Consider the following 12,933-nt stretch of genomic DNA (forward strand, 5'->3'; position numbering starts at 1 on the left):
GTGGCTGGCACCTTGGTTGTGTGCGATGGCTCGCAACCTCAGTGGTTGGCACCTTCTGAACGCAGGCCCGGCGTCAACCTTGGCCCTTGACACCGCTCGCGTTTTCCGCAAATGCTTCGCACACGAAACATCCGTGGGCGCTCTATCTCCAGACACCAAGACCGAGGTCGATGCGATCGTCGAGACGATCATCTACCTCTACACCGAGTCCCGTCGGCTTACGAAGGGCATGGCGGCCCAGTTCGGCCTCACCGGCCCTCAGCTCACCGTCATCAAACTCCTCGAAGAGCTCGGTGATCTCTCACTTTCGTCGCTCTCCGAACGCATTCGAGCGCAAAACAGCACCGTCACCGGCATCATCGACCGCATGGAGCGCGAAGGGCTCGTCCGGCGCGAACGAAGCACCACCGACCGCCGCATGGTGTTCATTCGCCTCACGGACAAAGGCCGCGAGCTTGCACGCGGGATCGAAGTCGAGCCGCTCGAGATTTTCCGCAATGCGCTCACCAGTTTGCCCGAGCGCGACGTGGGCGAACTGCTGCGTATCCTCATGAAATTACAAAAGAATGTCCTCACCCGCGTCGAAGGGGCAACGGGCTTGGGGGCCGAGGTCGAGCGAGACAAAGTGCCCGACGTCGAGCGCGAAAAGGTCGAGAAGGTGGAGGAGTCATGAAAGAAAAACTATCGCATACGTTTACGGGTGAACCAAAATCGGCCGAGGGGCGTGATCCGGACGTTTGTGTCGTCACGTGTGCGGTGACCGGCGTTCTCGCCAATCGCCGTCAAAACCCAGGCATTCCGTACACGCCGGCTGAAATCGGCGAAGAATGCAAGCGCGCGTATGACGCGGGCGCGTCGGTCGTCCACATTCACGCGCGTAACGACGATGGCTCGCCCACGTTTTCCCCCGCAGTGTTTGCAAAAATCAAAGAAGAAGTCCGATCGCGCTGCCCGATTATTCTCAATTTCTCCACGGGCACGATCCTCGAAGACGTCACCGAGCAGTGCACGTACATTCGCGAGAGCAAGCCTGAAATCGCGGCGCTCAACATGGGCACCATGAATTATTCGAAGTATTCGCGCGCGCGGAAAAACTTCGATTTCGACATGATTTTTCCCAATACGTACGAAAAAATCATCAAGCTCCTCAAAGCGATGAACGACGCCGGCGTGAAGCCGGAGCTCGAATGTTTCGATACGGGGCACACGCACGGCATCTGGCCGCTGCTCGATATGGGCGTATTGAAAAAGCCCCTACAGTTTTCCTTCATCGTCAATGTGCTTGGAGGCATCCCGGCGCACGTCGAATCGCTCCAGCTTCAAACGAAAATCATGCCCGCCGGATCGGAATGGGAGGTCATTGGCATTAGCCACGGCGCATGGCGCATGCTCGCGACGGCGCTCGTGCTCGGCGGAAACATTCGCTGCGGCCTCGAGGACCATTTGTATTTGCCGAATGGCGAGATGGCCAAATCGAACGGCGAGCTCGTCGACCAGGCCGTACGTCTCGTGCGTGGCGTTGGTCGTCGTCCGGCGACCGTGGAAGAGGCGCGGCAAATTCTGTCGCTAGGGGCAGCGCAATGACCGAGCGGCAATACGGATTCATCGAGGTCTCCGGGAAAAACCATGGGGCCTTGTGGATCACGCTGAAAAACCCGGTCAAGAAAAACGCAATTGGTCCCGCGATGGTCAACGAGCTGCTTTGGGCACTCGAAGATGCATCCAAGGACGATTCCGTTCGTTCGATCGTCTTCACGGGAGCTGGGGACGCATTTTGCGCCGGAGGGGACTTCACGCAAATGGCATCGTCCGGCCCCGGATCGGAATTGCCTCCCAAGGGCGATTATGCCGATCTCTTGCTCGCAATTGCGAATTATCCCAAACCGCTCGTGGCTCGCGTCAATGGCCATGCCATGGGCGGAGGCCTGGGGCTCGTGGCGGCATGTCATTTTGCCGTTGCGTCGCGAAATGCAAAATTGGGCACGCCGGAAATCAATGTCGGGCTCTTTCCGATGATGATCATGGCGGTGCTCGCGAGGGTCGTGCCGCAACGGCGCCTCATTGAAATGATGCTTTTCGGCGAACGAATGGACGCCGATGCTGCAGCCGCCATTGGGATCGTTGGCAAAGCCGTCGATGCCGACGCGCTCGATGCCGAAATCGAGCGCATTACGCAAAACATCGCGTCGAAGAGCCCCATCACCGTGCGCCTTGGCCTCGAAGCGTTTGCAGCGCAAGCCGATCTTGCGCTTGCCGATGCATTGCCGCTCCTTCGCGGACGTCTTGGCGCCGTGCTCGGCACGGACGATGCGCGCGAGGGCCTCATGGCATTCTTGGAAAAACGTCCACCGAAGTGGACTGGAAAATGACGCGATAGAAACGAGAGGTGTGACGTGGACATGCGTGCGCTTTTGAAGGACCTCGAAGCCCGCCGCGCGGAAGTGCGCAAAATGGGCGGCGACGACAAAGTTGCCAAACAGCATTCGCGCGGAAAATTGTCCGCTCGCGAGCGACTAACGGCATTTTTCGACGACGGCGTGTTTTTCGAGGTCGGCATGCATGGCACCCAAATGGGGCTCTCTGCAGGTTCCGACGGCAAAGACAGACCAGCCGCCGATGCCGTCGTTTGCGCCTTTGGCAAAGTCGACGGAAGAATGGTTTGCTCGGCAGCGTACGACTTCACGGTCAAGGGCGGAAGCATTGGTCACACCGGAGAAGAAAAAGTCACGCGTCTGCGCCAAATGGCGCTTCGCGGGCGCTGGCCCATGGTGTGGTTCATCGATTCCGCGGGCGCTCGAATCGACCCAGGTTCGACCCACCCCGATATGATTTCCTTGTTTGCCGGAAGCGGACACCTTTTTCGCGAACAAGTCATCATGAGCGGCGTCGTTCCTCAAGTTGCCGCAATGGTGGGTCCTGGCGCCGCCGGAACGGCCTATATCCCGGGCCTCGCCGATTTCGTTCCCATGGTCAAAGACATTGGATCCATGGCGCTCGGCGGGCCACCGCTCGTCAAAGCAATGACCGGCGAGGACATTTCCGAGCAGGAGCTCGGCGGATCAAAGGTGCATTGTACGAAAAGTGGAGTAGGCGATGGAGAATACAAAACCGACGCGGATTGTATTCTTGCAATCAAGAAATACTTGTCGTATTTCCCATCGCATTGCGAAGAACAGCCGCCGCATTTGCCGGTGACGGATCCGGTGGATCGTCGCGAGGAATCGCTCCTCGATCTGCTGCCCGAGAATCCGCGTCGCGCGTACGACATGTACAAGCTCGTCACGGCGATCGTGGATCACGGAGAAATCCTCGACATCAAGCCGCGTTTTGCTCGACAGATCATCACGTGTCTTGCGCGTATCGGTGGGCAAAGCGTGGGGATCGTGGCGAATCAGCCGAACCACATGGGCGGCGTGCTCGATGTCGATTCATCCGACAAAGCCGCGCGATTCATGCAAATCTGCAACGCCTTTGGCATCCCGCTCGTGTTCCTGCAAGACGTGCCCGGATTCATGATTGGGTCCAAAGTCGAGCATGAAGGCATCATCCGGCATGGTGCGAAGATGCTGCATGTCATGAGCGCCGCGACCGTTCCGAAGGTGACGGTCGTCGTGCGCAAAGCGTATGGCGCGGGGTACTACGTGATGTGCGGACGTGCGTACGAGCCGGATCTCATCGTCGGATGGCCGACCGCGGAAATCAGCGTGATGGGACCGGAAGGAATGCTTGGCATCGCCGCACGAAAACTTTTTGGTGACGCTGCTCCGCCTCCAGAAGTCAAGCAGCAAATCATCGACATGATCCAGCGCAATATCGACGTCACCAAGGTCGCGGGCTGGGGTCTCATCGATGACATCATCGACCCGCGCGACACGCGTCGTGCGATCGCGTGGGGGCTCGAGCTTGCCAGGCACAAGCGCATCGAACGGCCTTACAAGAAACACGGTATCATTCCCGTCTGAGTGTTCGTCGTCGGGCGGTAAACTGCTTGGAGTCTTGCGGCAGGTCAAAAGAATGTCGTGTGGGCGCGGCTCCATGCTACGCTGGCTGGGGTGCGCGTAATGGGGCGCCATTCGATCGGAAGATTGACTTTGTGTGAACGCTCCATTGTTCTGCGGCTCTGACACGGGCTGACCACGAGGAAAAAATGAACAACGACCAAAAGTTGCTGGTTCAAAAGACATTCGAGATGGTGGCTCCCATCGCGGAAGTCGCAGCCGGGTTGTTTTACGGCCGGCTCTTCGAGGTCGATCCGTCCCTGAAGCCCCTGTTTCGCGGGGATCTGAAAGACCAGGGCAAGAAACTCATGTCGACGCTCAAAGTCGCCGTGCAATCGCTCGATCGCCTCGAAGCGCTCGTGCCCGTCGTGCAGGCGCTTGGACGGCGACATCTCGCATACGGCGTTCGAGACGAACACTACGACACCGTTGGAGCGGCTCTTATGTGGACGCTCCAAAAAGGCCTCGGCGACGCGTTTACCCCTGAAGCGAAAGAGGCGTGGGAGACCGTCTTCGGCATCCTCGCCAAGGTCATGAAAGACGCGGCGAACGAAGTTGCACCTCTGTCGCTTCGCACGCCCATGTCGCGTCGCCCGTCGGCGCATGTATCAGCCACCAAGCGTCCGAACTTCCGTCCTCCCATAGCGCGTCCCTCGGGACCTCCAGGATCGCGCATGCCAAGCTCGATGCATTCGTCGATGTATCCCGGCTCCGCCGCGCCTTCATCGAAGGGCGGTAGCGGATCGGTTCCTCCTCAGCGCGTTCCCATCATCAGCTAACGAACGGTTACATCCACGCGTTCGACGAGCACGTTTTTGTCATTCGTTGCTACTCCAACGTTTCGTGGTGCGTTCGAGACAAACCTATTGCTGCCTCGAGCACATGGTTCACGTCTCGCGCAGGACATCCGAGAAGCCCTGCGATTTTGCCACGATGGATGGGCGCGTTCTCGTCCAGGATCGATGAGAACACACGCTCGGCAACATCCGCTCGCACCGCCCGAGGTCCGAACACCGGATACCCCATGGCTGCATGAAAACGCTCGTTCACGCCGCGTTTTACCGGGAAGGAAACGCTCGATGCACGCGGTATGGCCGGCGCATCCTTGGCATCCGCGAAGGCTCGCACCAGCGCCGCTCGCTGCACCAGCGCATGACCTCGCACGAGCGCCGGTACGAAAATGACCGTTCGGCCCAAGACGACCCCGACCGATGAAAGTTTGTCTCGGTCATCCGCCGTCAGTTGTGCCAGTTGCTCCTGAGCGTCTCTCGCAAGAGTCGTCCCGAGCCCCTCTTCGAGTCGATACAGAATTCCGCGAGCCGCGCCACTCAATTCGTCCGACTTGCATAGGCGTAAAGGCATGAGCAAATAAACGACCAAATCTCGGGCGAATGCCAATAAACGCCTCGAAATCCGCGACCGCGTCCCTGCGCCAAGCTCGTTCATGCCCACGAGGCGCACGTCTGGCAAAAGCAAGCTCGTTCCTCGCGCCAGCGCGCCAAGCACGCGCCCGTCCTCGAAAACGATCCGACCCTCGGGATCCAGCGATAGTTGCGTGTGATTGGCCTCGACGACCGCCTCGACCCATGACGTATCGGCGCTTGTTGGGGCATTTTTAACAGCAATCGAAGCTTTCCAATTTTCGAGCTTTTCGTACGGCTTGGAAATACGTTCTTTTGACCCTGCCTTGTTGGCCGGTTCAATGCGTATCGAATGATGCCGTCCTTTCCGCCCTTTCTCGACGAATCGTTGCACGAGCCGCTCGTGCAATGCGTCGCTCAGACGATCCTCGATGGCCGCAGTTCGAGCTTGCCAATCGGCCGCATGTTTTATCCACGTGTCCCGATGCGATACGTAGGTCCACGTGCGAATCGATTGAATGCGCGAAATCAACGTGTCGATGTCACCCGACGGATCATCGATGGCCGCGACGCGTTCCGACATCCATTGTTCGTCGATCGTCCCGCGTGCGCTTGCAAGATGCTGGTACAATTCGGCGAGCAGCGCGACGTGGGATTCGAGCAGCAGTTTGCGATAGTCGGGGATGCAGCACACGTCCCATAAAAGCTTTACTGCTTCTTTTCCGACGGCGCGTGATCGAATCCATGGATCACGCGCAAGTCGTTCGAGCGCCAGCGAATCATCCGCATGCGACTGCAGCAGCAGCGCACGGTGCGTGGGCGTTTGCCTCAGCGACGCGGACAAACCATCGATGGAACCGAGGTCGAGATCGCTGCTTCGCCACATGAGTTTTCCCACGGCGGGAAAACGATGCGCTTCCACGGCGGCCGCAAGTCCCGGTGGAATCGATAGCGGAGCGAGCGTTCCGAACGAGCCATCGGTCGTGTAACGCCCCGCGCGTCCGGCAATCTGTCCAATTTCGGAAGGATCGAGCTCTCGCGCTTCGCGCCCATCGAATTTTCGCATCGATGCGAATGCCACGTGCTTGACATCCAGATTGAGCCCCATGCCAATCGCATCCGTGGCCACGATGTAATCGACGTCGCCCGCTTGAAACATGGCGACTTGCGCATTGCGCGTGCGTGGCGACAAGGCTCCGAGCACCACGGCGGCGCCTCCGCGCTGTGCTCGCAGTCGTTCGGCCACTTCGTACACATCCTGCATGGAAAACGCGACGATGGCGCTACGTACGGGCAAATGCGTGAGTTTGTCCGAACCGGTGAAGGCCAACTTGCTGAGGCGTGGATGCTCGGCGATTTTTGCAGCCGGCAGCAGGCCCGAGACCATCGGCTTCATCGACGCAGCCCCGAGAAACCACGTTTCCCGCTTTCCTCGCATCTCGAGCAGCCGTTCGGTGAACACGTGACCACGTTGCGAATGCGCGGCGAGCTGAATTTCGTCGACGGCGACGAAGTCCACTTCTCGTTCTTTGGGCATCGCTTCGGTCGTGCAAATCCAGTAATCCGGGCGCCGGGGAATGCGTTTTTCCTCGCCCGTCACCAGCGCTACGCGAGCTTCACCGATGCGTGCCGTGACTTTGTCGTAGACTTCCCGTGCGAGCAGCCGAAGCGGCAAGCCGATCATCCCCGACTCGTGTTCGAGCATTCGCTCGATAGCGCGGTGCGTCTTGCCAGTGTTCGTTGGACCGAGCACCGCGGTGACCAATGCGCCGACCATTTTCCGCCGCAAGACTAGCGCGGCCTCGGCAGGATGCACGAGTGAAGGCTCGAGGCTGTTTTTTTCGTGATCTCGCCCGTTCGCGCCGACGGGCTGCCATGGTAGAAAGAGCGGGCATCATTTCTTGGCGCCGATGATGAGCCAGAACCCGTTTCCAGGACCGCAGCCTTTTCGAGCGACCGATCGGGCCCATTTCCACGGGCGCGAAGATCTTTCCCGGCGTCTCGAAGGGGCGATTTTGGTCCATCGCGCCGTCGTGGTTCACGGTCCATCGGGGTCTGGAAAATCGTCGCTCATCCAAGCTTCGGTGCTGCCCAACCTGCGCGATGCCGAAGACGTGCGCGTCGTGCAGCTCGATGGGTGGCCCCCTGGCGAGGATCCCACGCATTGGCTTTCGATTGCGATGCATGGCGAGCTCAAGCAAGGCTCTCCATCGGCCGATTCGTCGCCGCCCGAAGCCGTGCTCAATTCGCTGAAGCGTGCGGTTCGAGGTTCGTCCCGTATACTCGTCATTTGTATCGATCAGCTCGAACAGCTTTTTTATCCGGGCCGCGACACGAAACAAACCGAACGATTTTTCGATTGCGTGAACGACATTCTCGATTTGCCATTGCGCACGCTACGCGTCGTCATGTCGCTGCGCGAGGATTACCTCGGGGTTTTTCGCGACAGACTTCGAGATCATCGCCGCGTGCTCGGGCAAGGTTTTCGCGTGGGCCCGCTGTCGGTGGCCGAATTGACCGATTCGGTGTGCCAAACGGCGACAACTGGAGTGCCGCCGCAAGCGTGGTCGCCGGGTGACATGCGCGCGCTCATGATGCAGGTGCGCGTGCCGGGGCAACCCGAATCCGACGATGCCGAGGCGCAATCGGCGTACGGGCAAATCGTTTGTCGCGCATTGTTTCAAGAACGTGCTGCAGGTCAGACGAGTACCAATGAGGTTGCCCAAGCTGAACCCATTTTACAAAGGTATCTCGAAACCACACTTGCGGATCTCGGCGCGTTGCGCGAGCGAGCCGATCGATTGCTCGAAGATCATCTCGTCAGCGGCGATGGTGGTCGCACGTTACGTACGGAAAAGGAGCTTCAGCGCTACTTTTCGTCAGCGGATCTTCAAACGATTCTCACGGCGCTCGAAGGGGCGGCGATTTTGCACGCTGCGTCTCATCAAGGAACGCGATATTTCGAGATTGGGCACGATTGGCTGGCGCGCAAGGTATTTGAAAAACGTCAAATTCGCGAACGAGAAGAGGAACGTCTTCGTCGCGAAGAAGAGCAAGCGAGGGCGCTCGAAAAAGTGCGCAGAGAGCGTCGGGTGCTTTTCTTCATCACGATCGCTTCGCTCGTAGGTGTAGCTGGCGCTACGGCAGGCGCCCTATGGGCAGCGGCTGAAAAAAAGAAGGCCGAGCGGGCGGAGGAAGCGGCAAATCGCGCGGCGCTGGTGGCCAAAAGAAGCGAAATCGATGCCCGTGACGCTAGCATTTTGTCAGGCGTGCGTGAGCTATCGTCACGCGGAAAACTCACGTGGGCGATGAAGCTATTGCCGGAAGTCGCGTTGCCGGCAAAACGCCGAGGTTGGGTGGCTCTTGCCAGTGATCTTTTGGCAGGGAATGCTCTGCGTTCCACGCTCGAAGGACACACCGCATCCCTGACGACAGCCTCCTTTTCGCCCGATGGCAAGCGTATTCTCACGGCGGCCATCGACGGCACCGCGCGCATTTGGGATTACGAAGGTGAAACCGCACCGATTGTTTTATCAGAACATGCCGATAGCATTACGATTGCAAGATGGAGCCACGACGGCAAATACTTTCTCACAGCATCCAGGGACGGCACGGCACGTATTTACGAAGCGAGCGGCAAAGGCACTCCGGTCGTCTTGGAAGGGGCCAAAGGGCCGCTCACATATGCCGATTTCAGCCCTGACGATACGCGTGTCGTGACCGCATCTCGTGATGGGTTCGTCCGTATATATCCAGCACGTGGTAATATGCCTCCCGTTGAAATCGAGGCCAGCAAAGCGGCGGTTTATTGTGCCATTTTTCATCCGGATGGAAAACGCGTTTTTTTCTCCTCGCATGATGGTTTCGTTCAGTCCTGGGACGACAAGCCCCGCACGAAACCCGTCAAAATCGGCAAACACGAAGCCGCTGTCACGTTTCTCGCATTGAGCCCCGACAAGGTCCATCTCGCTTCCGCTTCCATCGACGGCACGGCCCACATTTGGAACATCGACCTCGCCAAACCCCGCATCGTTGCGACCATTGTTCACGACGGTCCCGTGAATCATTTGGCATTCAGCCCGGACGCGCATTACGTCGCAACGGCTTCAGCAGATCATCGAGCCAAGGTGCTTCGTATCGGTAGTGGCGATCCCCCCATCGTTCTTTCTGGCCATAAACAGTCGATTACGCAAGTCGCATTTCATCCGAATGGTAAATTCATTGCAACAGCCTCGCTGGACATGACCGCGCGCATCTTCCGTATTCGGGGCGGAGCATCCTTTACATTGCGTGGGCACGAATCCGCCGTTCGCACGATTGCGTGGAGTCCCGATGCTTCCGCCATCGTCACCGCTGCTGGTGATGGTACGGCTCGATCGGCGGATGAAACAGCAAAGATCTGGAGTACTCGAGCCATAGAGCAAATTGCGTATGGTGTTCACGGTCCTTTCACGTTTCACCAAGCGGATATCGCTGTGGATGAAATGGCGATCGTCACGGCACACGACGATGATACCGCGCGCGTTTTTCGTCGCGAGGACGGAGATGATTTCATTCCTTTGACCGGTCACAGCGGTTGGGTGCACCATGCGTCGTTCGCTCCTGACAGCAAATCTGTGACGACCGCATCGTTCGACAAGTCCGTTCGTGTGTTTCGTTTGGACAAACCATCGAATCCCATTACGCTTGGTCAGCACGAAGCCGAGGCACGATTTGCTCTGTTCAGCCCCGATGCAACGCGAGTGCTTTCTGGTGGCGACGATTCCAAGGCCATGATCTTTGCGGTCGATGGCAAGAGTGCACCCATCACGCTCGCGGGTCACCGAGATTGGCTTGTCGCAGGCGCTTGGAGCCCGGATGGTAAACGAGTCGTTACGGCGTCATTCGACAATACGGCGCGCATTTGGAATGCCGATGGAACGGGTATCGCCGAAGAGCTCGTGGGGCACAAGGCAGAAGTGGTGGCAGTGGCATTTTTCCCCGACGGAAAGCGGGTCGTTACGGCATCAGCTGATCATACGGCCCGTATTTGGCAATCCGGTCAGACGTCACGACAGCTCCTTCATGGAGGGCCCGTGTCGCTCATTGCCGTGAGCTTCGACGGAAAGTTCGTCGCGACATACTCCGGAGATCTCCTCATTCGCATCTGGCGGGCGGATTCCGATGAACAACCAATCGAGTTTGAAGCAAACGCTCCGCTCCGAGTGCTCAAGTTCGACAAAGATGGCCGAATCATCACGCTCGACGTAGACAACGCCATGCATACATGGATGATCGATGTCGACAAGCTCCGCGAGCGCATCGTGCGAGCCAACGCAGATTGTTTGCCGGCTGCAATCAGAATGCTCTACTTGCACGAAATCGCGACCGTTGCGGACGAGCGATATGCTTCATGCAAGAAAAACCCATATCAGATGCCTTGGTATCTGCCGGTCGACCAGGCGGTGCTGGCGGTGGATGCCAACGACGTCGCCTATTCCCTGCACGCGCCCACGCTCGAGGATTACGCCGCGACGGAATTGGGTCGAGACTTGGTTCGCGTCAAAGTCGTGGTAATCCCCAGCGACGCCGCGGTTGAAGTCGACGGCGTTTCCGTGCCTCGCAAACACGGCGTCGTCGTATTCGTCGCAAAAATCGGCCAAGTGCGAAAGCTACACGTGCAACGAGGCGCCAAGCATCGGTTGTTCGACATCAAGATATTTGCTGACCGTGCTGAACCGGCGCGTATCGATCTGAATGACAAACCTGCGGCGACCGTGACTCCAAGCTCGACGAACCAAACGCGAAAAGAGCCCGCAAATTCTTTGCTACCGGAAGAAATGCAATGAACCGACGAAGTCGGTTACAGCACGTCGAACGGATCCCGATCTTCAGCGCTCAGTGCGATTTCGACTCCCGGAAGCAGCGAAGCCAATCTATCTAGAATTCGCCCAAGTGCCGCTCGTTCGCTGTTCGAATGCAGCGCACACACGACCGTCAATCCTGCTTTGGCTGCGCGTAATGCATCGTGATGACGCATTTCGCCTGTCAAATACAGGTCCGCGCCTTGCGCGAGCGCGTCGTCGATCATATTTCCCGCGGCGCCAGCGCTTGCTGCGACCGTTCGAGCATCGCCATCGTGCGGCCCAGCGACGAGCAGCGCGGAAATGCCGAGACCTTGCTTGATGCGAGCAAAAAGCTCGGTGCGCGGCGTGGGTTTGTCCAGCATTCCAATGCGTCCGAGCCCCAGCATTTCGCCTTCGGGAGCGGGACCGAATTTGGCGCCCGGTGCGCGCATGGGCCTGCGCGCGGATAGGCCCAGCACATCCGCCAAGAAATCATTCGTTCCACCTTCGGCAACGTCGAGCGCCGTGTGGTGCGAAAAAATCGCAATCCCATCTCGAGCAGCCTCGAAGATTCCACCACCCGCGACGACACGCTTCATCGGATCGAAAATCGCAGGGTGATAGGCGACCACGAGGTTTGCTCGTTTGGCACGCGCTTCCGCAGCCACGGCTGGGGTATAGTCGATGCACAGAAGCATTCGATCGACGTTCGCGGAAGGATCGCCCACGAGGAGGCCAACGTTGTCCCATCCTTCTGCAAGCCGCAGCGGAGCAATGGAATCGAGCACGACGAGGATGTCAGCCAGACGCATGCGCGCATCTGTATCACGTTTCGCTTCGCATGTACCGCCAAAGTCGCGTTGGAATCGAGGGCGAAGCTCGAATTTCGCGGCGTTCGCGAGGGGTCCCACCGTTTGATCCCGCGGAGCGGGCGAGTTTGGGAACGCGAGCGTCGCGAAATTCGGGCTTCGGCCGGGCTCACATCTTGGCAACCGATTGACGCATAACGCGCCGTCGGATATACGATGAGCGTTTCGAACGATTCGTCGAGGTTTTACGTGGTTCTTCCCGTCTTGGATGATGCTCTGCTCCGAACCATCGACGACATTCGCGCTGGGCGGCAAGCCTCCGACCGCATTTTCGACGGGCTATTTCCCGAACCGGTTCGCCGCGTGTCGTCGCGATTTTGGACGCCCATCAACGTTGCGAGGAAGGCGGCCCATCTATTGGCGGAAGGTGACGGCCCGGTGCTCGATGTGGGCGCCGGTGTCGGCAAATTCTGCATCATTGGCGCTCTCACGACGAACGCTGAATTTCACGGCCTCGAGCATCGAAAGGAGCTCGTATCGATCGCCAACGCCGTCATTGATGTGTTGGGTTTGTCCGAGCGTGCCCATGTTTTTCACGGGACCCTCGACGACGTCGACTGGTCACGTTATTCGTCGTTTTATTTCTGTAATCCTTTCGAGGAAAACATTTTTCCGGACGCGCGGCGTTTCGATGAAAAGGTCCCATTAAGTAAAACCCGATTTCATCAAGATACCGCGCGCGTCGAACGGGAGCTCGATGCGGCGCCTGTTGGCACGCGGGTCGTCACGTTTCACGGTCTCGGCGGACGAGTGCCTGCGACGTATCGGCTCATGCCCGAGAAAACCCGCGGAAACCCGCTCATGCGAATGTGGATCAAGGTTGAAGAAGGAAGTGCGGAAGGTCGGGGCACCTTCGATGGTTGGATCGATGAGCGCTAAC

9 protein-coding genes are annotated in these 12,933 nt (G+C 58.5%); 7 read left to right on the forward strand and 2 right to left on the reverse strand.

What is annotated here, in order from left to right; genetic code table 11:
• Positions 1–25 precede the first annotated feature (25 nt).
• From IPM54_31950 to IPM54_31970, 5 genes are all read left to right on the forward strand, one after another.
• Positions 26–673, forward strand: a complete 648-nt coding sequence (locus IPM54_31950; protein ID MBK9264400.1) for a MarR family transcriptional regulator — start codon at positions 26–28, stop codon at positions 671–673.
• Positions 670–1,584 (forward strand): 3-keto-5-aminohexanoate cleavage protein, encoded by a 915-nt coding sequence (locus IPM54_31955; protein MBK9264401.1) that lies wholly within the window; start codon positions 670–672, stop codon positions 1,582–1,584. The genes IPM54_31950 and IPM54_31955 overlap by 4 nt, the downstream gene beginning before the upstream one ends.
• Positions 1,581–2,369 (forward strand): enoyl-CoA hydratase/isomerase family protein, encoded by a 789-nt coding sequence (locus IPM54_31960; protein MBK9264402.1) that lies wholly within the window; start codon positions 1,581–1,583, stop codon positions 2,367–2,369. The genes IPM54_31955 and IPM54_31960 overlap by 4 nt, the downstream gene beginning before the upstream one ends.
• A 30-nt stretch (positions 2,370–2,399) precedes the next feature.
• Positions 2,400–3,962: an acyl-CoA carboxylase subunit beta gene (locus tag IPM54_31965; protein MBK9264403.1), complete on the forward strand. Its 1,563-nt coding sequence runs from the start codon at positions 2,400–2,402 to the stop codon at positions 3,960–3,962.
• 185 nt (positions 3,963–4,147) lie between these two features.
• The gene (locus IPM54_31970; GenBank protein ID MBK9264404.1) at positions 4,148–4,777 is read left to right on the forward strand and encodes a hemin receptor; all 630 of its coding nucleotides are present in this window, start codon (positions 4,148–4,150) and stop codon (positions 4,775–4,777) included.
• Positions 4,778–4,826: 49 nt separating this feature from the next.
• Here the strand turns inward: IPM54_31970 and IPM54_31975 are convergent, their stop codons facing one another.
• Complete coding sequence (locus IPM54_31975; protein MBK9264405.1) at positions 4,827–7,136, reverse strand: helicase; 2,310 nt, start codon at positions 7,134–7,136, stop codon at positions 4,827–4,829.
• 133 nt (positions 7,137–7,269) lie between these two features.
• Here IPM54_31975 and IPM54_31980 point away from each other — a divergent pair, with 133 nt between their 5' ends.
• Positions 7,270–11,187 carry a WD40 repeat domain-containing protein gene (locus IPM54_31980; protein MBK9264406.1) on the forward strand — a complete coding sequence of 1,306 codons (3,918 nt, stop codon included), beginning with the start codon at positions 7,270–7,272 and terminating at the stop codon, positions 11,185–11,187.
• A gap of 14 nt (positions 11,188–11,201) precedes the next feature.
• Here IPM54_31980 and IPM54_31985 read toward each other — a convergent pair whose 3' ends face one another.
• Entirely contained in the window at positions 11,202–11,996 is a 795-nt protein-coding gene (locus IPM54_31985) for a Nif3-like dinuclear metal center hexameric protein (GenBank protein MBK9264407.1), read from the reverse strand.
• 213 nt (positions 11,997–12,209) lie between these two features.
• On the opposite strand from IPM54_31985, the gene IPM54_31990 reads away from it, so the two are divergent.
• Positions 12,210–12,932, forward strand: a complete 723-nt coding sequence (locus tag IPM54_31990) for a class I SAM-dependent methyltransferase (protein ID MBK9264408.1) — start codon at positions 12,210–12,212, stop codon at positions 12,930–12,932.
• Position 12,933: the final 1 nt, after the last annotated feature.

The sequence above is a fragment of the Polyangiaceae bacterium genome, assembly GCA_016715885.1.
In the GTDB taxonomy this organism is placed as follows: Bacteria; Myxococcota_A; Polyangia; order Polyangiales; family Polyangiaceae; genus Polyangium.

What these genes read in the sequence shown, in the direction of transcription:
- IPM54_31970 (MBK9264404.1), top strand. Translation starts at nt 4,148, where the DNA reads ATGAACAACGACCAAAAGTTGCTGGTTCAAAAGACATTCGAGATGGTG.
- IPM54_31975 (MBK9264405.1), bottom strand. Translation starts at nt 7,136, where the DNA reads ATGGTCGGCGCATTGGTCACCGCGGTGCTCGGTCCAACGAACACTGGC.
- IPM54_31955 (MBK9264401.1), top strand. Translation starts at nt 670, where the DNA reads ATGAAAGAAAAACTATCGCATACGTTTACGGGTGAACCAAAATCGGCC.
- IPM54_31980 (MBK9264406.1), top strand. Translation starts at nt 7,270, where the DNA reads ATGATGAGCCAGAACCCGTTTCCAGGACCGCAGCCTTTTCGAGCGACC.
- IPM54_31965 (MBK9264403.1), top strand. Translation starts at nt 2,400, where the DNA reads ATGCGTGCGCTTTTGAAGGACCTCGAAGCCCGCCGCGCGGAAGTGCGC.
- IPM54_31985 (MBK9264407.1), bottom strand. Translation starts at nt 11,996, where the DNA reads ATGCGTCTGGCTGACATCCTCGTCGTGCTCGATTCCATTGCTCCGCTG.
- IPM54_31990 (MBK9264408.1), top strand. Translation starts at nt 12,210, where the DNA reads ATGAGCGTTTCGAACGATTCGTCGAGGTTTTACGTGGTTCTTCCCGTC.
- IPM54_31950 (MBK9264400.1), top strand. Translation starts at nt 26, where the DNA reads ATGGCTCGCAACCTCAGTGGTTGGCACCTTCTGAACGCAGGCCCGGCG.
- IPM54_31960 (MBK9264402.1), top strand. Translation starts at nt 1,581, where the DNA reads ATGACCGAGCGGCAATACGGATTCATCGAGGTCTCCGGGAAAAACCAT.